This window comes from Bradyrhizobium sp. 197 (genome assembly GCF_023073375.1).
In the GTDB taxonomy this organism is placed as follows: domain Bacteria; phylum Pseudomonadota; class Alphaproteobacteria; order Rhizobiales; family Xanthobacteraceae; genus Bradyrhizobium.
Map to the genome: position 1 here is coordinate 302,513 of NZ_JADPJJ010000055.1, position 26,409 is coordinate 328,921.

20 protein-coding genes and 1 pseudogene are annotated in these 26,409 nt (G+C 64.7%); 13 read left to right on the forward strand and 8 right to left on the reverse strand.

What is annotated here, in order from left to right:
- Positions 1-73: 73 nt before the first annotated feature.
- The 7 genes from IVB27_RS12860 to IVB27_RS12890 all read left to right on the forward strand — a co-directional run bounded on the left by IVB27_RS12860 (position 74) and on the right by IVB27_RS12890 (position 8,176).
- Entirely contained in the window at positions 74-1,432 is a 1,359-nt protein-coding gene (locus tag IVB27_RS12860; protein WP_247443930.1) for a formimidoylglutamate deiminase, read from the forward strand.
- Positions 1,429-2,157, forward strand: coding sequence for a histidine utilization transcriptional repressor HutC (gene hutC, locus IVB27_RS12865; RefSeq protein ID WP_247443931.1), 729 nt, complete (start codon positions 1,429-1,431; stop codon positions 2,155-2,157). The genes IVB27_RS12860 and hutC overlap by 4 nt, the downstream gene beginning before the upstream one ends.
- 106 nt (positions 2,158-2,263) lie before the next feature.
- Complete coding sequence (locus IVB27_RS12870; protein ID WP_247443932.1) at positions 2,264-3,208, forward strand: ABC transporter substrate-binding protein; 945 nt, start codon at positions 2,264-2,266, stop codon at positions 3,206-3,208.
- Positions 3,209-3,280: 72 nt separating this feature from the next.
- Complete coding sequence (locus tag IVB27_RS12875; RefSeq protein ID WP_247349666.1) at positions 3,281-4,054, forward strand: ABC transporter permease; 774 nt, start codon at positions 3,281-3,283, stop codon at positions 4,052-4,054.
- A complete protein-coding gene (locus IVB27_RS12880; RefSeq protein ID WP_247349621.1) occupies positions 4,051-4,836 on the forward strand; it encodes an ABC transporter ATP-binding protein in 786 nt (261 codons plus the stop codon). The genes IVB27_RS12875 and IVB27_RS12880 overlap by 4 nt, the downstream gene beginning before the upstream one ends.
- Positions 4,829-6,061, forward strand: coding sequence for a Zn-dependent hydrolase (locus IVB27_RS12885; protein WP_247443933.1), 1,233 nt, complete (start codon positions 4,829-4,831; stop codon positions 6,059-6,061). Before IVB27_RS12880 ends, IVB27_RS12885 begins: the two co-directional genes overlap by 8 nt.
- A gap of 975 nt (positions 6,062-7,036) precedes the next feature.
- Positions 7,037-8,176 carry an MFS transporter gene (locus IVB27_RS12890; RefSeq protein WP_247443934.1) on the forward strand — a complete coding sequence of 380 codons (1,140 nt, stop codon included), beginning with the start codon at positions 7,037-7,039 and terminating at the stop codon, positions 8,174-8,176.
- Between the two features lie 6 nt (positions 8,177-8,182).
- Here the strand turns inward: IVB27_RS12890 and IVB27_RS12895 are convergent, their stop codons facing one another.
- Positions 8,183-9,172 (reverse strand): Bug family tripartite tricarboxylate transporter substrate binding protein, encoded by a 990-nt coding sequence (locus tag IVB27_RS12895; RefSeq protein ID WP_247443935.1) that lies wholly within the window; start codon positions 9,170-9,172, stop codon positions 8,183-8,185.
- 294 nt (positions 9,173-9,466) lie between these two features.
- Here IVB27_RS12895 and IVB27_RS12900 point away from each other — a divergent pair, with 294 nt between their 5' ends.
- Positions 9,467-12,307 carry an ATP-binding protein gene (locus tag IVB27_RS12900; RefSeq protein WP_247443936.1) on the forward strand — a complete coding sequence of 947 codons (2,841 nt, stop codon included), beginning with the start codon at positions 9,467-9,469 and terminating at the stop codon, positions 12,305-12,307.
- 29 nt (positions 12,308-12,336) lie between these two features.
- Here IVB27_RS12900 and msrA read toward each other — a convergent pair whose 3' ends face one another.
- The 6 genes from msrA to IVB27_RS12930 all read right to left on the reverse strand — a co-directional run bounded on the left by msrA (position 12,337) and on the right by IVB27_RS12930 (position 17,519).
- Positions 12,337-12,852, reverse strand: a complete 516-nt coding sequence (msrA, locus tag IVB27_RS12905; RefSeq protein WP_247443937.1) for a peptide-methionine (S)-S-oxide reductase MsrA — start codon at positions 12,850-12,852, stop codon at positions 12,337-12,339.
- Positions 12,853-13,023: 171 nt separating this feature from the next.
- Entirely contained in the window at positions 13,024-13,446 is a 423-nt protein-coding gene (locus IVB27_RS12910; protein WP_247443938.1) for an OsmC family protein, read from the reverse strand.
- Between the two features lie 206 nt (positions 13,447-13,652).
- A complete protein-coding gene (locus tag IVB27_RS12915) occupies positions 13,653-14,501 on the reverse strand; it encodes an enoyl-CoA hydratase/isomerase family protein (RefSeq protein WP_247443939.1) in 849 nt (282 codons plus the stop codon).
- 60 nt (positions 14,502-14,561) lie between these two features.
- On the reverse strand, positions 14,562-15,875 hold the full coding sequence (locus tag IVB27_RS12920; protein ID WP_247443940.1) for an epoxide hydrolase family protein: 1,314 nt from the start codon (positions 15,873-15,875) through the stop codon (positions 14,562-14,564).
- A gap of 252 nt (positions 15,876-16,127) precedes the next feature.
- Positions 16,128-16,817, reverse strand: a complete 690-nt coding sequence (locus IVB27_RS12925) for a VOC family protein (RefSeq protein WP_247443941.1) — start codon at positions 16,815-16,817, stop codon at positions 16,128-16,130.
- 33 nt (positions 16,818-16,850) lie between these two features.
- On the reverse strand, positions 16,851-17,519 hold the full coding sequence (locus tag IVB27_RS12930; protein ID WP_247443942.1) for a sensor histidine kinase: 669 nt from the start codon (positions 17,517-17,519) through the stop codon (positions 16,851-16,853).
- Positions 17,520-17,847: 328 nt separating this feature from the next.
- Here IVB27_RS12930 and IVB27_RS12935 point away from each other — a divergent pair, with 328 nt between their 5' ends.
- From IVB27_RS12935 to IVB27_RS12950, 4 genes and pseudogenes are all read left to right on the forward strand, one after another.
- Positions 17,848-20,691, forward strand: coding sequence for an ATP-binding protein (locus tag IVB27_RS12935; RefSeq protein WP_247443943.1), 2,844 nt, complete (start codon positions 17,848-17,850; stop codon positions 20,689-20,691).
- A gap of 118 nt (positions 20,692-20,809) precedes the next feature.
- Positions 20,810-21,517 carry a hypothetical protein gene (locus IVB27_RS12940; protein ID WP_247353524.1) on the forward strand — a complete coding sequence of 236 codons (708 nt, stop codon included), beginning with the start codon at positions 20,810-20,812 and terminating at the stop codon, positions 21,515-21,517.
- A 13-nt stretch (positions 21,518-21,530) separates the two neighbouring features.
- Positions 21,531-21,857: pseudogene (locus tag IVB27_RS12945) on the forward strand (type 1 glutamine amidotransferase family protein); the annotation flags it as partial.
- Between the two features lie 349 nt (positions 21,858-22,206).
- A complete protein-coding gene (locus tag IVB27_RS12950; RefSeq protein WP_247443944.1) occupies positions 22,207-23,190 on the forward strand; it encodes a helix-turn-helix domain-containing protein in 984 nt (327 codons plus the stop codon).
- Positions 23,191-23,282: 92 nt separating this feature from the next.
- Here IVB27_RS12950 and IVB27_RS12955 read toward each other — a convergent pair whose 3' ends face one another.
- Positions 23,283-25,604: a molybdopterin guanine dinucleotide-containing S/N-oxide reductase gene (locus tag IVB27_RS12955; RefSeq protein WP_247443945.1), complete on the reverse strand. Its 2,322-nt coding sequence runs from the start codon at positions 25,602-25,604 to the stop codon at positions 23,283-23,285.
- 324 nt (positions 25,605-25,928) lie between these two features.
- Here IVB27_RS12955 and IVB27_RS12960 point away from each other — a divergent pair, with 324 nt between their 5' ends.
- Positions 25,929-26,279 (forward strand): RidA family protein, encoded by a 351-nt coding sequence (locus IVB27_RS12960; RefSeq protein ID WP_247443946.1) that lies wholly within the window; start codon positions 25,929-25,931, stop codon positions 26,277-26,279.
- Positions 26,280-26,409 lie beyond the last annotated feature (130 nt).

Here is a 26,409-nt window from a genome sequence, read left to right on the forward strand (position 1 = left end):
TTCACGTGGGATGCTTGACTTATATGTCTAGACATATAATCGTGGGGCGGTTCTGTCCAGCCGCCATGGAAACATGACACGACTGCATTTCGCCTCCGCGCTCCTGCCCTCGGGCTGGGCCAATGACGTGCAGGTGGTGATCACCGCCGGCGCGATCGCCGAGGTGACGCCGGGCGTGGCGCCGGCTTCCGGCGACGAGCGCCACGAAATCGCGCTTCCGGGATTGGCGAGCCTGCACAGCCACGCGTTCCAGCGCGGCATGGCGGGACTCGCAGAACTGCGCGGCGATAGCACTGACACGTTCTGGACCTGGCGCGAGACGATGTATCGCTTCGCGCTGGCGATGACGCCGGATGACGTCGCCGCCGTCGCGACGCTGCTCTATGTCGAAATGCTGGAGCAGGGTTTTACCCGCGTCGGCGAATTCCATTATCTGCATCACGATCGCGACGGCTCGCATTACGCCGACCCCGGCGAAATGGCCGCACGCATTGCGCAGGCCGCCGAAGCCTCGGGCATTGCGCTGACGCTGCTGCCGAGTTTTTATGCCCACGGCTCCTTCGGTGGCGCAGCGCCGCATGCCGGCCAGCGCCGCTTCATCTGCACGGTCGATCAGTTCGCCGCGCTGATGGGCGCCTCGCGCCAGGCGATCGCTAAATTGCCGGGTGCCAACATCGGCATTGCGCCGCACAGTTTGCGCGCGGTGACGCCTGACGAGCTTGCAGCGATCATTCCGCTCGCGGACCGCGGGCCGGTGCATATTCACGCAGCCGAGCAGGTGAAGGAGGTCGAGGATTGCCTGGCCTGGTCTGGACAGCGTCCGGTGCAATGGCTGCTGGAGCACGCGCCGGTCGACCGACGCTGGTGCCTCATCCACGCGACTCACACGACGGATGAAGAAGTCACTGCATTCGCCAGGACCGGCGCCGTCGCCGGCCTCTGCTCCATCACCGAGGCGAGCCTCGGCGATGGCATTTTTCCGGCTCGCGAATTCGTCGGTGCCGGCGGCGCCTTTGGCATCGGCACCGATTCCAATGTGCTGGTCGGCGTCGCCGACGAGCTGCGCCAGCTCGAATACGGCCAGCGGCTCAAGCACCGCGAGCGCAACGTGCTCTCCGCTGGCGCAGGCCGCTCGACGGGACGCGCCCTGTTCGATCATGCGCTCACCGGTGGTGCGCAGGCGCTGGCACAGATGTCAGTCGGCCTCACGCCAGGTGCGCGCGCCGACATCGTCACGCTCGACACCACGCATCCCTCGCTGGCGGGGCGCGCGCGCGACGCCGCCATCGACGGCTGGATCTTTGCCGCGGGCAGCGGTGCAATCGATTGCGTCTGGGCCGGTGGCGACAAGGTCGTCGAGGGCGGCCGGCACAGACTGCGCCAGGTCGCACGCGACCACTTCAACGCGTCTGTGTGGAGGCTCGTGGCATGAGCCTCGCCACTGATACAGCGGACCAGCCGTCGCTCTACAAAAGGATCCGCGCCGATATCGAGAAGCGTATCCTGACCGGCGAGTGGCCGCCGGGGCATCGCATTCCGTTCGAGCACGAACTGGTCGCGCGTTACGGCTGCTCGCGCATGACCGTAAACAAGGCGCTGTCGGAGCTCGCGCAAGCCGACCTGATCGAGCGGCGGCGACGTGCCGGCTCCTTCGTCCGCCGGCCGCAACACCAATCTGCCGTGCTCAAGATTGCCGACATCCGCGCCGAGATCACCGCGCTCGGCCGCGGCTACGGCTACGAGCTGATCGGCCGCAAGCTGCGCGCTGCGACCGTTGCCGACCGCGAGCGTCTCGGCGTCAAGAAAGCCGGCAAGGTCGTTGCGATCACCTGCCGGCACAGCGCCGACAACGTGCCTTTTGCCGTCGAGGACAGGCTGATTGATCTTGCGTCGGTCCCGGACGCTGGGACCGCGGATTTCTCGCGTGAGCCGCCCGGCTCGTGGCTGCTTCACCATGTTCCATGGACAGAGGCCGAGCATACGATCAGCGCCATCGTTGCGGACGATCGCACGGCGGACGCGCTCGACATCGCCGTCGGCGCACCCTGCCTCGTGATCGATCGCTATACCTGGCGCAGCGCGCGCACGATCACCGCGGTGCGCCTGCTCTATCCCGGTGACTCTCACCGCCTTGTCGCCCGATTCAAGGGAGGCTGAGAGGACGATGTCGGCACAAATCGTGCAACGCTTCGGGCAGCGGTCCATAGGGGCCGACAGTGATCCACAGGAAGTCAATCCATCGATCGGCAAGAGGACGACAATCATGCGTAGTTCGAAAGTATTCGCGACAATCATTGCGCTTACGGCCTCCACTCCCGTGCTCGCCGACGACATCAAGGTCGGCGTCGGTATCTCCGGATGGACCGGCTTCGCACCGCTGACGCTGGCGAAGGAAGCCGGCATCTTCAAGAAGAACGGCCTCGATGTCACCATCAAGAAGATTCCGCAGAAGGACCGCCATCTCGCGATCGCCTCCGGTGACGTCCAGTGCGCGGCGACCACCGTCGAGACCTGGATCTCCTGGAACGCCAACGGCGTCGCGACCAAGCAGATCTTCCAGCTCGACAAGAGCTTTGGTGCCGACGGCATGGCCGTGCGCAACGATTTCGCCGCGATCAAGGACCTGAAGGGCAAGACGGTTGCTGCTTCCGCGCCCGGCACCTCGCCCTATTTCGCGCTGGCCTGGATGCTCAAGAAGAACGGCTTGTCGGTGAAGGACGTCACCGTCGTGAACCTCGAGCCGGCCGCTGCCGCTCAAGCCTTCGTCTCCGGCCAGAACGACGCCGCGATGACCTACGAGCCGTATCTGTCGACGGTTCGTGCCGCGCCCGACAAGGGCAAGATCATCGCGACCACGCTCGACTATCCGATCGTCATGGACACGTTCGGCTGCACGCCGAAATTCCTCACCGAGAACCCCAAGGCGGCCAAGGCGCTCGCCGACAGCTATTTCGAGGCCCTCGACATGATCGCCAAGGATCAGGCCAAGGCCTACGAGATCATGGGCGCCGACGTGAAGCAGAGCGGCGAGGCGTTCGGCAACTCGGCAAAGTATCTGCGCTGGCAGGACAAGGCCGCGAACCAGAAATTCTTCGCCGGCGATTTCCTGACCTTCAACAAGGAGGCCGCCGACCTCCTGCTCGAGATCGGCATCATCAAGGCCGCGCCGAAGGTGGAGGACCTCTTCGACGCGAGCTACATCAAGTAAACCTCCTGGGAGCCGCCGGCCCCGTCTCTCGGCGGGGCCGGTAAACTTGTTCACCGCTCGGATAGACCATTGATGCGTCCCCTCGATCCCGTGACGTCAAAGCAGCGCGTGGCTTACGGCCTTGCGTTCTTCGTGGTGTTCGTCGCCCTCTGGTCCTGGGCGACCTTCGGCGGCCACGTGTCGAAAGTGTTCCTCGCCAACCCGCTCACCATGGTGCAGGAAGGCGTCGATCTGATCGCCAAACAGGGCTTCCTGTTCGATATCGGCATGACGATCTGGCGCGTCGTCGGCGGCTTCGCGCTGGCCGCAATCATCGCGGTGCCGTTCGGCGTGGTGATGGGCGCGTACAAGCCGGTCGAGGCGTTCCTCGAGCCTTTCGTTTCCTTTGCACGCTATCTGCCGGCGTCCGCGTTCATCCCGCTCCTGATCCTGTGGGCCGGCATCGGCGAACTGCAAAAGCTGCTCGTCATCTTCATCGGCTCGGTGTTCCAGATCATCCTGATGATCGCGGTGACCGTCGGCACGACGCGGCGCGATCTGGTCGAGGCGGCCTATACGTTAGGGGCCAGCGACCGCGGCATCATCCGCCGCGTGCTGTTGCCCTCCTCCGCACCGGAGATCGCCGAAATCCTGCGGCTGGTGCTGGGCTGGGCCTGGACCTATGTCATCGTCGCCGAACTGATCGGCTCCTCCTCCGGCATCGGCCACATGATCACCGACAGCCAGGCGCTGCTCAACACCGGCCAGATCATCTTCGGCATCATCGTGATCGGACTGATCGGCCTCGTCTCGGACTTCCTGTTCAAGGCGTTCAACGCGTGGCTGTTTCCCTGGAGGCTCGCATGACGACCCTCAAGATCGAACAGGTCTCGCGAACCTTTCCCGCGCGCCACGGCAACGCACCGACCAGGGCGCTGGAGCCGACCGATCTTGTGATCGGCAACAACGACTTCGTCACCATCCTCGGCCCCTCCGGCTGCGGCAAGTCCACGCTGCTTCGCATCGTCGCCGGACTCGATCGCCCGACCGGCGGACGTGTGATGCTCGACGGACGCGAGGTGACCGGCCCGGGTGCCGACCGCGGCATGGTGTTCCAGTCCTACACGCTGTTTCCCTGGCTGACCGTACGCGAGAACATCGCCTTCGGCCTGCGCGAGCGTGGCGTGTCCGAGGCGGAGCGCCACAAGATCGCCGATACCTTCATCCGCCAGGTCGGGCTGTCCGGTTTCGAGAACCATTGGCCGAAACAGCTCTCCGGCGGCATGCAGCAGCGCACCGCGATCGCCCGCGCGCTCGCCAACGATCCGAAGATCCTGCTGCTCGACGAGCCCTTCGGCGCGCTCGACAACCAGACCCGCGCCTTGATGCAGGAAATGCTGCTCGGGATCTGGGAGCGCGACCAGAAGACCGTGCTGTTCGTGACCCACGACATCGAGGAAGCGATCTTCCTCGGCAGCCGCGTCATCGTCATGAGCGCACGCCCCGGCCGCATCAAGGCCGAGATCAATGTGGACCTGCCGCATCCGCGCTCCTACAAGATCAAGACCACGCCCGAATTCGTCCAGCTGAAGGAACGGCTGGTCGAGGAGATCCGTACCGAGGCGCTGAAGGTTGCCGAACATGCCTGACACTTTCTCGCGCGCAAACGGCGAACGGGTTCTCGCCGACCTCAATGCGCTCCGCGCCATCGGAGCCTACAAGACCGGGGTGCACAAGCCGACCTTCTCCGAGCCGCACAGGCTTTCGCTGGACTGGCTGGTGCAGAAGCTGCCCGACGCGGGCCTCACCGCCGCCATTGACGGCATCGGCAATGTCTTCGGCAGCAGCGCAAAGCGCGGATCCAAGCTGCTGGCGGGATCGCACCTGGAAAGCCAGAACTACGCCGGCTGGCTCGACGGCCCGCTCGGTGTCGTCTACGCGCTCGAAGCGGCCCGCGTGCTCAATGCCGATCCCTCGTTCAGCGGCGCGGTCGAAGTTGCCGCCTGGTGCGACGAGGAAGGACACTTCGGGCACTTCCTCGGTTCGCGCTCCTATGTCGGGCAAGTGACCGAGGCCGATATTGACGCGGCTCGCGACCGCACCAGTGGCCGCACCATGCGGGACGCGCTCGCCGACATGGGGTTCGCTGGACGATCGCGCGCTACCGCAGAGCCGGGTCGGCACGTCGGATATCTGGAAGCGCATATCGAACAGGGCGACACGCTCGAAAGCGGACGCCTTGCGGTCGGCGTCGTGACCTCCATCGTCGGCATCTGGCAATACCAGATCAATTTTGTCGGCGAGCAGAATCACGCCGGCACCACCCGCATGGCAGCGCGGAAGGATGCGGGCCTCGCGCTCGCAAAATTCTGCGTGGCCATCGACGGGCGTTTTCCTGCCGCGTGCGGTCTTCGCACGGTCTGGACCACCGGCCGCATCACGCTCGATCCCGGCGCGCCCAGCATCATCCCCGGAGGCGCGGAGATGCTGTTCCAGATCCGTGACGACGATCCTTCCGTCATCGCACGGCTGGAAGAACTGCTGCGGAGCATGGCGGATGAATTCAGCGCGAACGGCCCCTGCACCGTCACCGTGGAAAAGCTGCGCACCGGTGTACCCGCCATGATGAACCCCGGCATTCAGGACGCGATCGAGGCCGCGAGCAAGGCGCTGGCGGACGGACGGTCCGTCCGCATGCCCAGCGGCGCCGGCCACGACGCGCAGATGCTGGCGACCGTCATGCCCGCGGGCATGTTGTTCGTACCGTCGATCGGCGGCATCAGCCATCACTGGACCGAGAACACCGCCGACGCTGACATCGTCACGGGCGCGCAGGTGTTTGTCGACGCTTGCCGGAGGATACTCGGCGGCTAGAACGACGTGCCGCCGCCCACTCTTGTGGCCCGGACGCTCGCAGCGCTCTTGCGCTGCTGCGCAGAGCCGGGATCCAGGGCGACACGGATTGCTCGGAGACATGGGCCCCGGCTCCGCAGCGCACCGCAAGGCGCTGCGCGGCGTCCGGGGCACAGGAGCGGTTCTTCCTCGCATTCATCTTTGCCTTCCAGTCACACCTTCGCAGCGTCGCGGCGCAATTCGCCCGAGCTTTGCTTGGTCGCTTCACCCTCTTGTCCAAGAGGGCGCAGGGAAGGCCGGGTGCCGGCTGGCACCTGCGGTCCGCCGCGCGAAAATGTAGCGCAAAAGAACCGCACAGCAGCATACAGGTGTCGCCAAATCACTCGGCCTTCCCTGCGCAGTGGCTTTACGGCTTATGCCGTGCTCTCCCGGGAGCCGAGTTCGTTTTGGCCTCCCTCACCCCAGCGAAAGTCACGACGCCGCGCCGGTTGACGCAAGTGCCGCATCCGCCAAGGCTTGACCGTAGCAACGACGGCCAGGACCACACGGTTTTGCCGTACGCACGGTTCGCTGCTCGCCGCATTATCTCCCGGCGTTGTCGACGTTACCGGAAGAATGCTGGCGAGACGAACCTGACAGCGCCGCTCGTCGACACGAAGCCTCGGGCTCACGGAGAGCAATCCGCCCTGCCCACGCCTCTCGCACCCGACGCTGTCGCGTCCACCGCAAGCCCGGCTCTACGACCATCACGACACATGGTCGCCCCTCAAGGGTGAGCCGGGATGGGCGACACATACGCCAATTCCGAATTTCGGTAAAGTGGAATATTTCTGCGCGGTGGGGTTGACGGGGCGGCGAAACAAGGCACAAGGCCTTGCGCGTCCACTTGCAGCTGGCGATGGCTGCCTGCGACAATTCGGGCACGCTGCGGACATAAAGGCGCGGCAATCGCAGGGCTTGTCGATTCACCCCCGCCCCGCGTCCCCCGGAGTTCCCATGCCTTCTGCCGACACGCCGGCGACACGCCTTGCGACCAGGCTTGCCTTCCTCGTCGCGGGCTTCGGCATCGCGTGCTGGGCACCGCTGGTACCGTTCGCGAAGGCGCGGCTCGCCGTCGATGACGGCATCCTCGGACTGCTCCTGCTCAGCCTCGGCATCGGCTCGGTCGTCGCGATGCTCCTGACCGGCATCATGAGCGCACGCCATGGCAGCAAGCCGATCATCATTGCGGGCGGGCTCGGTCTCGCTTTCGTCCTGCCCCTGCTGGCAATCGCGAGCGCGCCCGCGACGCTGGCGCTGGCACTGTTCGCATTCGGCGCCGCGCTCGGCTCCATCGATGTCGCCATGAACATCCACGCGGTGGAGGTGGAACGCGCCGCGGGACGTCCGCTGATGTCCGGCTTCCACGCGCTGTTCAGCATCGGCGGCTTTGCCGGAGCCGCGCTGATGACCGCGCTGCTCTCGCTGCGACTCGGTGCGCTCGCTTGCACGCTGATCTGCTCCGTCCTGATGCTGATCGCAATGCTGGCGACCTGGCCGCGCCTGCTTCGCTCCGTGCAGGTGCAGGGGGGGCCTCTGTTCGTGCTGCCGCATGGCTCCGTGCTCCTGCTCGCGCTGCTTTGCGCCATCACCTTCCTCGTCGAAGGCGCGATGCTCGATTGGGGCGCGCTACTCGTCATCGGCGCGGGCCTCGTCTCCGAGGCGCAAGGCGGGATCGGCTACATCGTGTTCTCGATCGCAATGACGATGGGGCGGCTCGGCGGCGACGCCATCGTCGCGCGCATCGGAGACCGCACGACATTGGTCTGGGGCAGCCTCATTGCGATCGCGGGCTTCGCAGTCCTGCTCACGGCTCCCGTAGCAGTGGTCGGCGTCGGCGGCTTCCTGCTGATCGGCCTCGGCGCATCAAACCTCGTGCCGGTGCTGTTCCGCCGGGCGGCGAGGCAGAAGGTGATGCCCACGGGGCTCGCCGTCGCGGCGATCACGACCGCCGGCTACGCCGGCGTCCTCGTCGGTCCCGCCGGTGTCGGGTTCGCCGCACGTCTTGGCGGATTGCCGATGGCGTTCTGGCTCCTGGCTGCGCTGATGGGCCTCGTCACGCTGTCGGCGCGCATTGTTACGCGCGCAGACGGCTGAGCGGCCTCACAAATTGCTCAGCCCGATTGATTTTATCACGGGCGCCAGGCTTGCGGATGTGGCCTCGACGATGCGCTGGAATTTGTCGGGGCTTGAATCGTTGTCCGGCTCCATGCCCTGGGCGCGATAGCTCGCCAGAAGCGCCGGATCGGACATGGCCAGCCGCGTGGCCTGCGCGATCCGGTCGATGATGGCATCGTCGGTGTGCTTGGGTGCAAAGATGCCGAACCATCCCTCATAGCGAAGATCCGGCATGCCGGATTCGACGGCAGTCGGAATCTCCGGTGCACCGCTCAGCCGCCTTTCGGTGGTGACCGCCAGCAGCCTGACCTTCCCGGCCTCGCTCAGCTCCTTCAATTGGACGGACATCACGCCAATGATGAGCGAGATCTGGCCGCTGACGAGGTCGTTGGCCGCCTGCGACATCCCCCGATAGGGCACGTGGACGATATCCAATGCGCCCGCCTGTTGCTTGAAGGATTCGCCGACCAGATGGTTTCCGGTGGCGATGCCGGGCGTCCCGTAGGACAGCTTTCCCGGATTGGCCTTTGCGTAGGCGATCAACTCGCGCAGATTTGCGGCAGGCAACGACGGATGGACGGCGAAGACCAGCGCAGTGCTGATCAGACGGTAGATGGCGCGGAAATCGTCAACGGAATAGCCGGGATTTGCCGAGGTCAGGGGAATGATGACCTGCGTGCTGCCGTTGCCGAGCAGCAGCGAGTAGCCGTCGGGCTCCTCGCGCGCAACCGCGGCAGTCCCGATCGCGCCGCCGGCACCGCCGATATAGTCGACGAAGGTCGGCCCGAGCAGCGATGACATCTTGTCGACCCAGGGACGCCCGATCTGGTCCCCCGCTCCGCCGGCCCCGTACGGATGCACGAGACGAATGGGACGAGACGGGTAGTCGCCGGCTTGTCCGCTGCGGGGAAGCGCGGCGAGCGCCGCTGCGCCCGGTAACGCATGCACGAATTGTCGCCGCGTGAAGGAAGGCATGTTCAAATTCCGGAAGTCGGCAGTCAATGTGGTGGCGGGACCGGCTCCCGGCCTGCCATCGCAGCAATCCGCGCCCACAGTCAATGCGACATCCGGATCAGCCCCGGCATCATGACATAGTCACGTGGGCCTAACTCTTTGCTTTGCAAGCATTATTTTGGCACTACAGTCCACCTAAACCGTCCGCGCAGGGCTTTCAGCCCTGCCCACTGCTTTCCGCCAGTTTACTGTACGCCTCGTTCTGATAGACGAGAAAGTAATACCTTTTGACTCCCTTCGAGGGGGCGATGGCGCGTGCCAGATCGTAACGAAGACTCGGCCATTTCCTTTGGGCCATTTCGACTGTTTCCGAAGTCCCGGCTCTTGGAGAAGGAGGGCTCGCCGCTTCATGTCGGCGGCCGCGCGCTCGACATTCTGATCTTCCTTGCCGGACGCCCGGGTGAAGTCGTCGACAAGAGAGAGCTGGTCAAGCGCATTTGGGCTGACGTCAATGTCGACGAGGGCAGCCTGCGCTTCCATATCGCGGCGCTGCGCAAGGCGCTCGGCGACACCGGCAAGTCGGCCCGTTATGTCGTCAACGTGCCCGGCCGTGGCTATTGCTTTGTCGCCTCGTTCGCTCAACCAGCCCCGCCGGCCGCCCCTCCCCCGGCCGAAATCGCTGCTCCCCGCTCTCTGCCCGCTCAGCTTACCAAGATGGTCGGCCGGGAAGACGTCATCGAGAAAATCTCGAACGGACTTTCGCTCTATCGCTTCATGACCGTGGTCGGACCGGGCGGCATCGGCAAGACCGCGGTCGCCGTCACCGTCGGGCATCGCCGCTCCCAGGATTTCGGCGGACGTGCCTTCTTTGTCGATTTCGGCCCGCTGAGGGATGCCAGCCACATCGCTACCACCATTGCTTCGGCGCTCGGACTGACCATCAGTGCGGAGGATCCGACGCCGGCCCTGCTGACATTTCTGAAGACCGGCCCGGCCCTGCTGATCTTCGACAGTTGCGAACATGTGCTGGATAATCTGGCGCCGCTGGTCGAGCGCATCGTTCGCGAGGCGCCGCAGCTTCGTGTTCTCGCAACCAGCCGCGAGTCGTTCCGGAGCGAAGGCGAGCGGATTTTCCGGCTATTCCCGCTGGATTGTCCGCCCGAGCGCGAAGGGCTTGCTGTCGCCGAGGTGCTTGCCTATCCCGCCGCTCAACTCTTCGTGGAGCGTATCGCGCAGAGTTCGGGTCCGTTCCAGCTCAGCGCAGAAGAGGCGCCCCTCGTCGCAAACATCTGCCGGCGTCTCGACGGCATCGCGCTGGCGATCGAGCTCGCGGCGGGCCGCGTCAATGCTTACGGCATCGCCGGCACGGCATCCCTGCTCGACAGCCGCTTTTCGCTGCAATGGCGCGGGCGGCGCACCGCCGTGCCGCGGCACCAGACCCTCGCCGCGGCTCTCGACTGGAGCTACGATCTTCTGCCCGCTGCGGAGAGCGCTACGCTACGACGCCTGTCGGTCTTCGCCGGACCTTTCGCGCCGGAGGCGGCTGCCGCCGTCGCGTCCGGTGACGGCGTCACCGCATCGGAGACTCTCGAAGCGATCGACAGCCTGGTGACCAAGTCGCTGATCTCGCCGTCCGGCTCGCGGACGCTGCGTTATCGCCTGCTCGACACCACGCGCACCTATGCGCACGGAAAACTCAACGAGCTCGGCGAAACCAGGCAGTTCGCGCGCCGCCACGCCGAACATTTTCGCGATTTCTTCGGGCGCGCGGAGGCCGACAATTCGACGCCGCTGCCCGAATGGCTGAGCATCTATGGCGCGGAGCTGGATAATGTGCGCGCGGCGTTGGACTGGGCCTTCGGGCCCGACGGCGAGGCGACACTCGGTATCGCGCTGACGGCGGCCGCGGTCACGCTGTGGGTGCGTCTTTCGTTGTTCGCCGAATGCCGTGAGCGCAGCAGAACGGCGCTCGCAGCGCTCGGAGACACCGCCGAGGACAACCGCATCCGCATGCAGCTCCTGTCGGCGCTCGGCTGGTCGCTGATGTATGGCGAGGGCCGCGCGCGCGAGGCGCGGCCGATCCTCGAGACGACCCTCGAGCTGGCCGACAGGCTCGACGACAAGGACTTCCGGCTGCGCGCGCTCTGGGGCTTGTGCATCGACCAGTTCAACAACGGACAGTTCGGCAAGGCCCGTACGCTCGCCGATCGCTTTGCGAACGCCGCGGCGAACTCGCCCGACAGGACCGATGTCATGCTGGGCGATCGGCTGACGGCCGTCGCGCTGCACTATCTCGGGGACCAGAACGAGGCACGGCTGCGCATCGACCGGGTCAATGCATCGCTGCATGTGCTGGCGGAGAAGCCGAAAATCTTCCCGCTCGACCTCAGGATATCCACGCAATATTTTCGGGCCCGCATTCTGTGGCTTCAGGGCCTGGCCGATCAGGCCCAGGCTCTCACCGCCAGAAACATCGAGGAAGGCCGCGCCAACGGCCACGCGCTGACCTTCTGTAGCGTGCTGGGACAGGCCGCCTGCCCGATCACGTACTGGGCCGGCGATTTCGACGCCGCGGAGCGTCACGGCACTGAGCTGCTCGAACATACCGATCGCCACGCGATCCGGCTGTGGGGGCTGTGGGCGCGTGCCTTCAACGCCGCGGTTATCGTCAAGAGAGGCGACGTCGCGACGGGACTGCCGCTGTTGAGTGAAGAGCTCAATCGCGCCGGCGATGCGCGCTTCCTGCCACGGTTTCTTCCCCTGCTCGGCGAGCTCGCCGCATGCTTTTTGGAGGCCGACCAGGTCGATCGCGGCCTCGACGTGATCGAGGATGTCCTGACCCGCTGCAACAACCGGCAGGAACTCTGGTATCTGCCGGAGCTGACCCGTATCAAGGGTGAATTGATGCTCAGGAGCGCGCGGTACGCAGGGGACGCCGAGGCCCATTTTCGCGAAGCCATGGGCATTGCCGTCCAGCAAGGCGCGCGCTTCTGGGAGCTGCGATGCGCGATCAGCCTCGCACGAGCCATGATCGGGGCCGGCCAGAGCGCGAACGCTCTGGCCGTTCTCGACAATGTCTGCGGGGCCTTTGCCGAGGGCTCAGACTTCGCCGATATGCGCATCGCGCGCGACCTGATCGCGCAATTGCGAACCTGACCGTACGCGCTGACTGCGCTACGACGGGCTCAGCTTCCCGCGGCCGTCGCGCGCCGCGGCAGCTTCCAGTCGGGCCGGATGAAATGGCAGGTGTAGCCGTCAGGGTAACGGTCGAGATAATCCTGATGCTCCGGCTCGGCTTCCCAGAACTCTCCGGCCGGCGCGACCTCCGTCACCACCTTGCCGGGCCACAAGCCGGACGCCTCGACGTCAGCAATCGCGTCTTCGGCGGTCCGCTTCTGTTCGTCGCTCGTATAAAAGATCGCCGAGCGGTAGCTCGTGCCCAAATCGTTGCCCTGACGGTTGAGCGTGGTCGGATCGTGGATCTGGAAGAAGAACTCCAGCATGGTCCGGAAGCTGGTCTTGGCAGGATCGAAGACGATCTCGATCGCTTCGGCATGTCCTTCATGATTGCGGTAGGTGGCGTTCTTCACCGCGCCGCCGGTGTAGCCGACGCGAGTCGAGATCACGCCGGGCTGCCTGCGGATCAGATCCTGCATGCCCCAGAAGCAACCTCCGGCCAAAACTGCGCGTTCCGTTGTCATATCTCCGCTCCCAATTGATCCGTCTGTCCGTTCTGCATCCGTCGCATACTATGCTTTTGGCGGCCCAGCCGAAAGCCGGGCATTTGTCCATCCGGTTCCTCTCGCGGAGGCCAAAGCTTCGACGAGCTCAGCTTCCCAACCAGAACCAGATGGACATAAATTGAGCGCGCCCTACGTCACTTTGGCGTCGAGCGTGATCTCGGCGTTGAGCACCTTCGATACCGGACAGTTCTTCTCGGCCTCCCCGGCGATGCGGGCAAAGTCCGCCTCGTTGAGGTTCGGCACTTTTGCGCGCAGCGTCAGGGCCGACTTGCCGATCTTGAAGCCCTTGCCTTCGGGCTCGAGCGTGACCGCGGCTTCTGTCGAGAGTTCGTCCGGCGTAAAGCCGGCGAGCTGCAGGCCGAAGGCCAGAGCCATGGTGAAACAGCCGGCATGGGCCGCCGCGATCAATTCCTCGGGATTGGTGCCCTTCTCGCTCTCGAAGCGGGTCTTGAACGAATAGGGCGTCTCGGCGAGCACGCCGGATTCGCTCGATAGCTGACCAGTGCCATCGCGGCCTGTGCCCTTCCAAACTGCTTTTGCCTTGCGGATCATGTCATCTCTCCTTGCTTGGTTTGGCTCCGGCGCTCCGCACCGGAGGAAGGCGACATTGGCATTACCGCCTGTCGCCTCTCCAACCGGTCGAGCACCGCAGCGGTTCCGTCACAGCCCCGTTCCGATGGAATCGGAACGGGGCTCTGGATTATTGTTCTGGCACGTTTTCTTGACGCGAACCGGTATCCACTTCGCTCGAAAGCGCTTTAGCTGCCGATCTGTCCGACGTGGAAGCCCAGCCTATTCTCGACGTCACCGGCGCGGTGGAAGCCGCGCGACATCAGCGCCTTGATGCGGGTCTGGCTTGCGGGGCGGCCGAGCGAAGCCAGGAACGCGTCCCATTCCGGCTTGATCTCGACATCCGGTGGCAGGCTCGCGACGTCGACGAGACGCTTGGTCTCGGCAATGGCCTCCTTGTCGAAGGACGCGATGCGCATGGCCAGCGCTTCGACGAAGCCGTCGAGCTCGGCATCCGGCAACGACCGGTTCACATAGCCGTAACGTTCGGCGAGATCGCCGTGGATGTCGTCGGCGCCCAGCAGGACTTCGAGCGCGCGGCCACGGCCCATCAGGCGCGGCAGCCGCGCCATCGGCCCGCCGCCAGGCACGAGGCCCGCGCCAACTTCCCATTGCGACAAGATCGCCTTCTGGCGGCTGGCAAAGCGCATGTCGCTCGCGAGCGCCAGCTCGCTGCCGACGCCGGTCGCGCGGCCCCTGATCGACGCAATCGAGACCACCGGCGCGCGGCTGAGACGCACCAGCATATCAGGCAGCGCCTCGAGGCCGGTCGGCCCGGGCGGGATATTCAAGGAATCCTCCAGCGGCGCGAGGAAGTCGTAATGCGTGATGAAGAAGCCTTCGACGGCGCTGTCGAACACCACGACCTTCACACCGGGATCGGTCTCGATCTCAGCGATGATGTCACCCAGCAGCGGGAGCAGCTTCGGGCCGAAAATATTCACAGGCGGCATGTCGAAGGTGACGCGCCAGTACGACGGCAAGCGGCGCTCCAGGCGGATCTCGCCGCTCGTGAAATTTCGTTCGGGACGATTCATGATTATGATTCCTGATGTTGGGGCAAGCAGGGACGCGCGGAATGCGCGTCCCTGCTCGTTTCAGATCGACTGACGTAGCGGGCGGAACGCGGTGCGCATTTCTGCAGAGAACAGCACGGGCTGCTCCCAGGCCGCGAAGTGGCCGCCGTTGTCGAGGCGGTTGTAGTGCATCAGCTTCGGATAGGCCTTTTCCGTCCAGCTGCGCGGCGCGGCGTAGATCTCGTCCGGAAAGACGCTGACGGCGACCGGGATCTTCACGTGCTTCGGCTCGAAGAACACCAGCTTGTTCTCCCAGTACAGTCGCGCCGACGAGACCGCGGTGTTGGTGAGCCAGTAGAGCGTGATGTTGTCGATCACGTCGTCTCGCGACAGCCCTTCCGTCTTGCCGTCGAACACTCGCGCGATCATCGCAGTGCTGCGCGCATCGTGATCGAGCATCCAGGATGCGAGACCTGCCGGCGAATCCACCAGGCCATAGAGCGTCTGGGGCCGGTTCGCCATCTCGATCGCATAGCCGAGACCGTGCTTGTAGAAATCGTCGAGCTGATCGTAAGCATAGCGCTCGTCGGCCGAGAGGTTGGACGGCCGCGATCCGCCGGGCTGAAGCGCTTTGGCGATCTCGTCAGGAACCGTCGCGGGCATGTTCGTGTGAATACCAAGCAACTCCGGCGGCGCGATCACCGCCATCTGCTCTGTGATCGCGTTGCCCCAATCGCCGCCCTGGGCCACGTAGCGGGTGTAGCCAAGGCGCTTCATCAGCACGATCCAGGCGCGCGCGACGCGCTGCGGGTCCCAGCCCAGTTCCGTCGGCTTGCCGGAGAAACCGTGCCCGGGCAGCGAAGGGATCACGAGATCGAAGGCGTCCGCCGCCTTCGCGCCATGTGCGGTGGGATCGGTGAGCGGGCCGACGATCTTCATCTGCTCGATGATCGAGCCCGGCCAGCCATGCGTGACGATCATCGGCAGCGCGTTTTCGTGGCGGGAGCGGACGTGAATGAAGTGGATGTCGACGCCGTCGATCTCGGTGACGAATTGGGGCAAGGCGTTCAGCCGCGCCTCCATCTTGCGCCAGTCGTAACCGTCCTGCCAGTAGCGCACGAGCTGCTGCACCGTCGTCAGCTGCACGCCCTGCGACTGGTCGGCGACGATCTCGCGGTCGGGCCAGCGCGTTGCGGCGAGACGACGACGGAGGTCCAGCAGATCCTCCTCGGGCACGTTGACCTGGAACGGCCGGATGGCGCCGCTTGCAGCAGCCTTCGCCGGATGCAGCGGCAGCAAGCTCGATACGCTTGCGGCAACAGCGGTCATCGCGGCCTGCGTCAGCAGTTGACGGCGGTCGGGATTGAGAATGTCGGTGCGTGCTTGGTTAGTCATATTGGATCTCCCTTGCTGTGGTCGGTGACGCTGACCGAATTCAAATCGATGCGTCGGTTCGTTGTCCACACAGTGACCCAAGCATCGGCCATTTGCTCGTTATAGATTGTTAGAGAGCGTTAGCCGTTGCGAGTCCGCGCGATGCAAGGCGGGCGAAGACGACGATACGCGCAAGACCAATGCGACACGGCGCGCGACGACCAGGTCATCGCGCGCCGTGTCGGCCAAGCCAGGAGCTACGTTCGCTGCAACTCAGGACGGGAGCGGCTCGCCGGCCTGTTCGCGGACGACATAGTCGGCGTACCAATCGGCCCAGTTCGCGTCGTGCCCGCCGGTCCGCTTTTCGTGCTCGCCATGGGCCGCCGCCGCGCGGCGCAGTGCCGCGGCCAGCGCAGCCTGCGAAGCGAATGTCGTGCCGTCGCCCGCGATGCGTCCGGGCAGGCGCGTGGTGATCTCCTGAAACAGCCAGCCATTGCCATCGGGATCGCTGAACGCGGCAAATGAGCTGTAGCTGCCGCGCTTCGGGTCAGCACCGTTGACCCGAACGCTGCCGGACAAATATGGCTCGTCGTGGCCGGCGTGAATATCGCCGGCACCGTGGAATGGAGCACTGACCTCGATTCCGCGGTCGAGCAGATCCTGTCGGGCCGCCTCCAGATCGGAGACGATCAGGTACAGGCCCCGCACCGAGCCGGGCGCCGCCGCCGTCACGTTCCTGCCGAAGATCACCGAGCAGGCCGAGCCCGGCGGCGTGAACTGGATCACGCGCCAGTCATCGCTGGAGGCAAAATCGGCGTCCAGTCGCCAGCCGAGACGCGTGTAGAACGCCTTGGCGCGGTCGACATCCGACACGGGGATCACGACCACCTCGAGCCTCATATCAACGCCGAGAGATTCAGAACCCTTGGCCGCGGCGTCGCGTTCGATTTCGTTGGTAGCCATGTTCGAACTCCCTGATTGAATTTAAAACGAGCTTCAAGCGGCGATCGGCATCACGATGGTCACGCGTGTGCCGCCCTCTCCCGCCTCGCCGTGCAGGCGGGCGCGGATGCTGCGTGCGAGTCCTTCGAGAATCCGGCTGCCGGTGCCCTGAAGCGGCCCGGTCGCGCCGATTCCATTATCGGCCACCGTGCAGAACCAGGCGCCGTCGCGAACGACCATGTCGATGCGGATCAGTGCATCCTTCTTGTTGGTGAAGGCATGCTTTGCCGCATTCGTCACCAGCTCCGTCAGCATCAGCGCGAGCCTATGACATTGCGATGCGGGCAGCGTCCCGCTTGCAATGGCAGCCTCACAGCGGATGCCCGCCGGCTCCAGCACGGCCTCGGAAATCGCTGCGCACAGGTTTTCGAAGAAGGACTCGACCGGGATCGCCGTATGCTCGCCATTGTCGGACAAGAGTTGATAGAGCCTGCCGAAGGCGACGATGCGCCGCTCGAGCCGGTCCGCGGCAAGCGACACGTCCCGGGTGCCTGCCCGCGTGAAATCGCGGCGAACTGACGCACCCAGCAGTGTCAGCGTGTTCTTCATCCGATGGTGGGATTCCCGCAGCACGAGCTCCCAGTCACGCGACTGATCCTCAAGACTGGCGACAAATTGAGATTGAACGACATGGTCGTTCGGCCGAGCACCGATACCGGACATCATAGCCTCCCCGTTGCAAATAGCGCGTAACTCGGAGGCCATACTGGATGCAGTTCGCGCGCTTTGCTCGTTAGACGTTGCAAGTTTTTGTTATGATCGGCGGTACGACGGTCGGACTCCGAACTGTCAGTTCGGCGGCCAAGCACGCTGCCGAATTGTCCCGATCACTTCGCAAATGCTGCGTTTGAGCAAAATTTGCTACGGATTGTCGCGCAACCGGCCAATTGCAGCCGCCACCCGATTTCGCCACTTTCGACCAGTTTACTCAGGGTTCCGTTCTGGTAGATCAAAGTGCGGATGTCAGCCCTTTCACTGGAATCATTGGCCCGTGCCGGACACTAACGACCAGGATTCGGCCATCGCTTTCGGTCCATTCCGGCTGTTCGCAAAGTCGCGGCTGCTCGAGAAGGACGGCGCCCCGATTCACCTCGGCGGCCGTGCGCTCGACATCCTGGTTTTTCTCGCCGAGCGCGCCGGCGAGGTGGTGGACAAGCGGGAGTTGATCAAGCGCATCTGGGCCGACGTGAACGTCGATGAAGGCAGCCTGCGCTTCCACATCACAACGCTGCGCAAGGCGTTGGGCGATGCCGGCGAAGGCGCCCGCTACGTCGTCAACGTCCCCGGACGCGGTTATTGTTTCGCGGCCCCGCTGCTCCGGGCTGCCCCGTTGGAGAGCCGGATCAGCCTGCCCGCGGCTTCACCTCGCTCACTGCCCTCGCCGCTCGCGAAAATGATCGGGCGGAACGATGCGGTCGAGAGAATTTCCGCCGAGCTGGCGCAGCATCGTTTCGTCACCATCGTCGGCCCAGGCGGGATCGGCAAGACCTCGGTCGCACTGGCCGTCGCGCATGGCGAGCTCCCGGCGTTCGACGGCCAGGTGTGTTTCGTCGATTTCGGCGCACTGACGGAGGCCCGGCTCGTTCCTGGAACGATTGCGGCCGCACTGGGCCTGACCGTCAATTCCGACGACCCGAGGCCGGGGCTGCTGACGTTCCTGCGCAGCCGGCGGATGCTGCTGGTCTTCGACAGCTGCGAGCACATCCTCGACGACCTCGCCCCCCTGGCCGAGCGCATCGTGCGGGAAGCACCCGAGCTGCATATTCTCGCCACCAGCCGCGAATCCTTCCGCACTGAAGGTGAGCGGGTCCATCGGCTGTTTCCGCTGGATTGCCCGCCACAGCGCGACGGACTCGGTATCGCCGATATCCTTGCCTATCCCGCAAGCCAGCTCTTCGTGGAGCGCATTGCCGAGAGCATGGGCGATTTCGAGTTCAGCGAGGAAGATGCGCCGCTCGTTGCCGATATCTGCCGGCGGCTGGATGGCATTGCGCTCGCGATCGAGCTCGCGGCCGGGCGTGTGAACGCCTATGGCATTGCCGGAACAGCCTCGCTGCTGGACAGCCGCTTCTCGCTGCTATGGCGCGGGCGGCGCACCGCTGTCCCGCGGCACCAGACCCTGAGCGCAGCGCTCGCCTGGAGCTACGATTTGTTGCCGGCAGCCGAAAGCGCAACGCTGCGTGGATTGTCGGTGTTCGTCGGGCCGTTCACCCTGGAAGCCGCGCTTGCGGTCGCCTCCTGTCAGGGCATCGGCGAGCCGGAAGCCGTCGAGGCGGTCTCGAATCTGCTCTCCAAATCGCTGATCGCGACCTCGCCTGCGGAGCGCCGGCTGCGCTATCGCCTGCTGGACACGACGCGCGCCTTCGTCGCGGACAAGCTTGTCGAGAACGGGGAAGCTGGCGGCGCCGCACGCGGCCACGCCGAATATTACCGCGACTTCCTGCGCGACATTGCGCTCAAATCCACGGGCATGCAGACGGCGGGCGGCTTCCTTCCCTATGCCGACCACCTGCCCAATGTCCGGGCGGCACTGACCTGGAGTTTTTCCGAGGGCGGAGACCGAACGATCGGCGTGGATCTGGCAGCGTCGGCGGCCCAGTTCTTCCTCGAACTGACATTGCTGACGGAGTGCTATCGCTGGACGCAGCAGGCACTTGTCCCTCTCGATACGAATTCGATCGACAGCCGCCATGAAATGACGTTGCAGGCCGCGCTCGGCGTCTCCGCGATGTTCACGCAGGGCAACACCGAAACGGTCCGGTCGGCATTCACGCGCAGTCTCCAGCTTGCCCGGGAGCTCGAGGATTTGCATTGGCAGCTCTGGCTGCTGCGCGGATTGCACATCTACCTGACCAGGGTCGGAGATTTTCACGGCGCGCTCGGGACCGGCGAACAGAGCGAAAGCGTCGCGCGGAAGCTGAACGATTCCGCCAGCACGCTGAACGTCGAATGGATGCTGGGCGTCGCACATCATTTGATCGGCAACCAGGACAAGGCGGTGCAGTTCTGCGAGAGCGCGATGGTGCACAATCCCGGCTCGCAGCGGCTGAATATCGGGCATCTCGGCTATGACGACCGCATTGTCGCACTGGTGGCGCTGGCGCGCGGGCTTTGGCTCACAGGCCGGCCCGATCGTGCGATCGAGGCGGCCAGATACACCGTTCGCGAGGCCGAGTTGCTCGAACAGCCGCTCACTCTCGGTATTTCCCTGATCTGGACGATCTACGTGTTCCTCTGGGTCGGCGACTGGGCCAATGCCGAAATCCTGATCGAGCGGCTGATCGAGCATTCCGCGCGGCACTTCCTCGGCCCCTATCACGCGGTCGGCATCGGCCAGAAGGGTGAGCTGCTGCTTCGCCGCGGCGACGTCGCGGGCGGCATCGAGCACCTTCGCCGCAGCCAGGCCACGCTGTACGCGACGCGACACCGGATCATGACGACGGTGTTTGCGACGGCGCTCGCCGAGGGCCTCGCCTCCCAGAACCAGGCCGGCGAAGCGTTGCAGACGATCAACGAGGCCATCGCCCAGATCCCCGATCACGGCGAATCCTTCGATATGCCGGAGATGCTCAGGATCAAGGGCGACATCCTTGCGCGGTCGGGTAACGCTGCGGAGGCCGAGAGCTATCTGGACAAATCGCTCGATCTGGCGCGGCGGCAAGGCGCGGTCGGCTGGGAGCTCCGCGGAGCGATCAGCCTCGGCCGCCTCTGGGAGGGGGCCGGCAAGGCCGTCGACGCACGCGCCCTGCTCACCCCTCTCGTCGCGCGGTACCAGGAGGGCCTCCAGAGCCGCGATCTGGTCGCCGCGAGGGAGCTCCTGGGCGGCCTGAATTGAGAGTATCTTCAACGGGATACCGCAAGAATATCCGCTCGCAACTCCTAACAACTTCTAACACGCCAAGCCGCGTCCGCCCCGCCATGGTGGTGGCACTTCATGGTGGATATGGCGGGACATGGCGCTTCTTGACGATGTAATTGATGCCAGCGGCGGTTTGGCCCGCTGGAACAGCTTGAACCGGTTCACGCTCCACCTTTCCGTCAGCGGAACGCTGTTCTCCAACGCAGGACATGCCAGGGAATTCAAAGACGTGACGGCGGAAGGTTCGACCCGGACGCAATCGGTCCGCTTTACCGGCATCACCGGCGGCGAACACTCCGGATCCTTTCAACCCGATGCGATCACGATCGAGAGCCTGGAGGGTGAGGTGCTGCGGACCTGGCGTAACCCGAGCCTTGCGTTCACCGAGGTCGGCTCGCCTGCGCTTGCGGACGAACTGCACCTCGTCTTCTTCTGCGGCGTCGCGATCTGGAATTATCTGACCAATCCATTCCTGCTCGCCCATCCCGATGTGGTGGTGGAGGAACTGCCACCGTGGCAGGAGAACACGGAGTCATGGCGGCGGCTGCGGGCGCAGTTCCCGCCGAGCCTGATCACGCTCGCGCCCGAGCAGATCTTCTATTTCGACGAGAACGCGTTGCAACGGCGAAACGATCACGATCTGTTCGGGATGAAAGTCGCGCATTATTCCTGGGCTCATGACAGCTTCGGCGGCATCGTGGTGCCGACGCTTCGACGTGCGCAGACGCTGCGGCCCGACGGAACCGTGGTCGCCAAGCCCGTGCTGATGGACGTCGAGATCTTCGACGCCGTTTTCGAGTAGCGGCCCGCGCGACATCGAGTCGTTCTTTGCCGCCAGCAAGCATGTGGCGATCGTCTGTCATTCGCCAGCGGCGCTGCGCCACGTCAAGACGCCGGACGGCAAGCCGCTGGTCGAGGGCAACGAGGTGACCGGCTTCACCAACGGCGAAGAAGAGGCGGTCGGCCTCACCAAGGTGGTGCCGTTCCTGGTCGAAGACGAGATGCTGCGCCTCGGCGCCACCTTCTCGAAAAGGGCCAACTGGACGCCGCTCGTCGTCAGCAACGGCCTCCTGATCACGGGCCAGAACCCGCACTCGTCTGGTCCGACCGCGAACGCGCCGCTCGCCGCCTTGAAGGGCAAGCCGATCGCGCGTGATCCAGGCAGTAGGCTCGTTCAGTATGCGCTGTGCCGCCCTGAGATCGGCGGTCTCGAACCTGCCCGACCCGTGCAATGGTTTCGTGCAGTACCTGAACGGTGGCCTGCGCTCTCCAGAGTTGGGGCGGGGCTGCGCGAATATCTGACAAATTGTACAAACAGGGCTTCCTGTGACGAGCTGCCGCACACCTGATGCGCCCCCACAAAAACTAACAGATCCTAATCACCCCTAACGGGCTTCCTGGCCAGCTCACGCCTATCCTCTCAACATGGAAAACGTGGGTTTGGCGCGCTTGCCGGTCGCAAGCAGCGGCAAACTCGGGAGAGGACGAGCGATGTTGACCAATTTGCAGGCGGCGCATTCCTGGATCGATTTTCCGGCCAGCCCGGAGGATCGCGAGATCCCCCGAGCAACCCAGGCGATCACTCGGGAGAGCCATTGGCGTCAGATCGATCGCGGCCCCGAGGCTGCCGTCGAGGACGTCGCGATCTCGCGATGGGAAGACGCGCGGAGCACGTCGTCGCACGACGCGACGACACCTCAGGATTGTTACTTCGTCGGCATCGCCCTGAAGACGACGCGCGCCAAATTGACCCGGGAGCGCCAGATCATTTTCGACGGCACCATGCCTGCGGGCACGCTGTATCTCACCGCGCCGTCGAAGCGTCTCGGCGTGCAATTCCAGTCGCCCTGCGCCTTCCTGCACTTTCACATCTCCGCGGATCATTTTCCGGCGCAATTTTCCGGGACCGACGGACTGAATGACCTCGTCCTGTTGCGCGACCCGCTCGCTGCGGAGCTTGCCAAGACACTAATCGAACACGGCGACGCCGCGGACCACCAGTTTACGCGCTGCATCGGCCAGACCCTTGCGATGCATCTCACCCGATTGGAATCGCCGCGCGCCAGGGTCAATGCCTTGCCGAAATGGCGGCTGCGGCGCGTCGAGCAATATGTCGCCGATCATTTCCACCGCCGCATCAGCCTGTCCGAGCTCGCTGATGTCGCCGGCCTGTCAAGAATGCACTTCGCGGCGCAATTCCGCGCTGCGACCGGTTACCGTCCCCGCGAGTATCTGCTCAATCACCGGGTCGAGCATGCCAAGACGCTGCTCGCGACCACAGAGCGGCCGCTGGCCGAGATCGCGCTTGCCGTCGGCTTCAGCACGCAGGCGCATTTTTCGACCGTCTTCAAGCGCATCAGCGATCAGTCTCCGGCACGCTGGCGCCTCGCCAGCAAGGGACAACGGCACGAGATGCAAGCGCTGCCGCCGCGCCGTCGTTCTCTGGAGAGCGACTGGATCAGCGCAGCCGCGTAACGCACAGGCTCGCGCCCTCCTCCTCCCGGGCCCGCGAGTCACTCGGGGCCGCCCCTGCACCCACACAGGGCGGCCTCTTTTTCTTCATGGACCTACACCGGATCGAACGCCCGGATCGGGGGCAGATTGCCGGTGAACTTCTCGACCTCGACCGTCGTGAGCTGGCCGGTGCAGCCCTGCGCGAAGGACGAGGTGCCGATGTCGCGGGTAAGAACGTTCGGGTTGCCGTGCACGCAGAGCGGCGCGTCCTCTTCGGGGTCCATCGGGTCGTACCAGGCGCCGGTCGGGAGCTGCACGATTCCCGGCGCGATTTCGTCGGTGACGTGGACCGCGGCGAGACAGGCGCCGCGTTCGTTGAACAGACGGATGATGTCGCCGTCCTTGATAGCGCGCGCGTCGGCGTCGCGCGGATTCATGCGCGCGACCTCGCGGCCGCGATGTTTTGCGGCAAGCGAATGTCCGCCGAAATCGAGCTGGCTGTGCAGGCGCGTCACCGGCTGGTTGGCGACCAGGAAGCACGGTGCGCCGGGCGTCGGCATATCGGTCTTGTCGAGCCAGACCGGATGACCGGGACAATCCGCATCGCCATGGCCCGCGATCTTTTGCGAGAATATCTCGATGCGGCCGCTCGGCGTCGGCAGAGCGTGATTGACGGGATCGTCGCGGAAGCGGCGCAGCCGGCCGCCGTCGTCGGGCTGCTGCGGCACGACCAGGCTGCCGCGCTGCCAGAATTCTTCGAAGCTCGGGGCCTGCAAACCACGCGCTTCGAGCGAAGCACGGGTCGGCTCATAAAGATATTCGAGCCACTGACGTGACGTACGCCCCTCGGTGAAGGGTTCGCGCGCGCCGAGCCGGTCGGCGAGATCGGCAAAGATCTCGTAGTCGTCACGCGCAAGGCCGAACGGCTCGGCGATCCGGTGCATCGCGACCATCAGGGGATCGTTGCTGGAATATCCGATGTCTTCGCGCTCGAGCGTCATCGTCGAGGGCAGCACGATATCGGCATGCCGGGCCGTGGCAGTCCAGGCGAGCTCGTGCACGACCAGCGTGTCGACTTTCGCAAACGCCTTGCGCAGGCGGTTGATATCCTGGTGGTGATGGAAGGGATTGCCGCCAGCCCAGTAGACGAGGCGGATGTCCGGATAGGTGCGCGTCTCGCCATTGTAGCGATAGGTGCTTCCAGGGTTGAGCAGCATGTCGGCGATGCGCGCCACCGGAATGAAATCGCGGACAGCGTTGCGGCCCTGCCCCAGCGTCGGCCCCGGCACGTCGTTGACGCGGCGGCCGTAATAGCCGATCGCGCCTAACGAATAGGCGTAGCCGCCGCCGGGAAGGCCGATCTGGCCGAGCGCCGCCGCCAGCACCATGCCCATCCACACCGGCTGCTCGCCATGCTCGGCGCGCTGGAGCGAATGGGAGACGGTGATGAGCGCGCGCTTGCCGGCGAGCCGGCGCGCGAGCTGCCGAATCCTGTCCGCATCGACGCCGCAGATCGCTGCGGCCCATTCGGCGTCCTTGGCTTGGCCGTCGCTATCGCCACTGAGATAGCGCAGGAAGACGGGCCAGCCCTCGGTGTAGCGATCGAGGAAACCCTGGTCGTGGAGGTTTTCCGCGACCAGGGTATGAACAATGCCGAGCATCAGCGCGGTGTCGGTGCCGGGCACGCATGTCATCCATTCGGCGCCGGCCTCGACAGGCAGGTCTTCACGCAACGGACTGACCAGGATGAACTCGCAGCCGCGCCGGTGCGCAGCCTCCATCGCGCCGCGCTCGACATGCTTGCTGATCGAACCGCCGGCGACCATCGAGTTCTTCAGCGCCATGCCGCCGAACGCCAGCACGATCTCGGTGTCGGCAGCGATCTGTTCCCAGGTGACATTGCGCTTGGTGATGTCCTCGTAGCCGCAAAGGATCTGCGGCAGCAGCACCGAGGACGCGCCGGAGGAATAGGAATTCACCGAACGCACATAGCCGCCCAAGGCGATGTTGAGGAAGCGATGCACCTGGCTCTGCGCGTGATGGAGGCGGCCCGCGCTCGACCAGCCATAGGAGCCGCCGAACACCGCGCCGGGGCCGCGCGTGTCACGGATGCGTGCCAGTTCGTCGCCGAGCAGATCGAGCGCCTTCTCCCAGCTGACGGAGACGAATTCGTCGCGGCCGCGCCGATCGTCGGGACCGGGACCGCGTTCGAGCCAGCCGCGGCGGATCGCGGGTTGGGTGATGCGGGCCTGGTGGCGGAGCGCGCCGGGGAAATTGTCGATGATGCCGTTCGGATCGGGATCACCCGCATAGGCCCTGACCTCGAGCCCGGCTTCGCTTTGCCGCGCCGAGAACACGCCCCAATGCGAAGTGTGCGGCTTGAAGCCGTCGGACAGGTCGAGGCCGGGGTCGGGGAAGCCAATCGTATCGTCCATCGTCTGATCCTTGTTCCGGGCGTGGCACGGTCCCGGCCCGTCCCGTGTCAATTCGGTTGGCAGTATAACGATCCGTTTCCCGATGTCGTCGGGATCAGGGTCGGCGGAAATGCCGGGCGCTCGTGCAAGGACGGCTTGGCGGACGTTCGAGGGAACGACCGGCGGCGATTTGTTGGCCAGTTTTCTACTTTTATTTTCAACGCCTTACCAAGCCTTATTCGAGCAGTGCAATTCGTCTTAGGAAGCACTGCGAAATCTCTTGCAACGACAGTGACATTGAAATGTGCGATATGCCGCCCATCCCACAGCAACATCGGTCTCATCATGATCAAGCGCGTCTTGCCCTACGAAGGTCTGCTCCACGAAGCGGTCGAGCATAATGGCGTGCTTTACATCGGTGGGATCGTCCCCGAGGACACGAGCCTCGATATGTCGGGCCAGGCGAACGACGTGCTCGGGCAGCTGGCGCAGCTACTGAAGACCCTCGGATCCGATCTGACCAACGTCTTGCAGGTGACCATCTACATGACCAGCCTCAAGGAGAAGGCAGAGTTCAATGCGGCCTGGAAGGCGCATTTTGCAGAAGCTCATCTGCCGGCGCGCGCCGCAATCGGCGTGGCCGATCTCGGTCCGGGCGTCAGACTCGAGATCACGGCCATCGCCGCTCGACAATAGTCGCGCGCCGAGGCCCGAATTCAGATGACCTTCAGCTGCGCGAGGCGTTCGATCTCGCAACCCTGAGAATCGTTCGACGGCTCGAAATCTGCATGAGCGTTCGCTATTAAACTCAAGCGCAGCCAGGCGA

Coding starts and splice junctions, on each gene's coding strand:
- IVB27_RS12955 (WP_247443945.1), bottom strand. CDS start 25,604: ATGGACGATACGATTGGCTTCCCCGACCCCGGCCTCGACCTGTCCGAC.
- IVB27_RS12880 (WP_247349621.1), top strand. CDS start 4,051: ATGACGACCCTCAAGATCGAACAGGTCTCGCGAACCTTTCCCGCGCGC.
- IVB27_RS12925 (WP_247443941.1), bottom strand. CDS start 16,817: ATGGCTACCAACGAAATCGAACGCGACGCCGCGGCCAAGGGTTCTGAA.
- IVB27_RS12960 (WP_247443946.1), top strand. CDS start 25,929: ATGATCAAGCGCGTCTTGCCCTACGAAGGTCTGCTCCACGAAGCGGTC.
- IVB27_RS12895 (WP_247443935.1), bottom strand. CDS start 9,172: ATGCCTTCCTTCACGCGGCGACAATTCGTGCATGCGTTACCGGGCGCA.
- IVB27_RS12915 (WP_247443939.1), bottom strand. CDS start 14,501: ATGAATCGTCCCGAACGAAATTTCACGAGCGGCGAGATCCGCCTGGAG.
- IVB27_RS12940 (WP_247353524.1), top strand. CDS start 20,810: ATGGCGCTTCTTGACGATGTAATTGATGCCAGCGGCGGTTTGGCCCGC.
- IVB27_RS12910 (WP_247443938.1), bottom strand. CDS start 13,446: ATGATCCGCAAGGCAAAAGCAGTTTGGAAGGGCACAGGCCGCGATGGC.
- IVB27_RS12950 (WP_247443944.1), top strand. CDS start 22,207: ATGTTGACCAATTTGCAGGCGGCGCATTCCTGGATCGATTTTCCGGCC.
- IVB27_RS12930 (WP_247443942.1), bottom strand. CDS start 17,519: ATGTCCGGTATCGGTGCTCGGCCGAACGACCATGTCGTTCAATCTCAA.
- msrA (WP_247443937.1), bottom strand. CDS start 12,852: ATGACAACGGAACGCGCAGTTTTGGCCGGAGGTTGCTTCTGGGGCATG.
- IVB27_RS12885 (WP_247443933.1), top strand. CDS start 4,829: ATGCCTGACACTTTCTCGCGCGCAAACGGCGAACGGGTTCTCGCCGAC.
- IVB27_RS12920 (WP_247443940.1), bottom strand. CDS start 15,875: ATGACTAACCAAGCACGCACCGACATTCTCAATCCCGACCGCCGTCAA.
- IVB27_RS12890 (WP_247443934.1), top strand. CDS start 7,037: ATGCCTTCTGCCGACACGCCGGCGACACGCCTTGCGACCAGGCTTGCC.
- IVB27_RS12875 (WP_247349666.1), top strand. CDS start 3,281: ATGCGTCCCCTCGATCCCGTGACGTCAAAGCAGCGCGTGGCTTACGGC.
- hutC (WP_247443931.1), top strand. CDS start 1,429: ATGAGCCTCGCCACTGATACAGCGGACCAGCCGTCGCTCTACAAAAGG.
- IVB27_RS12870 (WP_247443932.1), top strand. CDS start 2,264: ATGCGTAGTTCGAAAGTATTCGCGACAATCATTGCGCTTACGGCCTCC.
- IVB27_RS12860 (WP_247443930.1), top strand. CDS start 74: ATGACACGACTGCATTTCGCCTCCGCGCTCCTGCCCTCGGGCTGGGCC.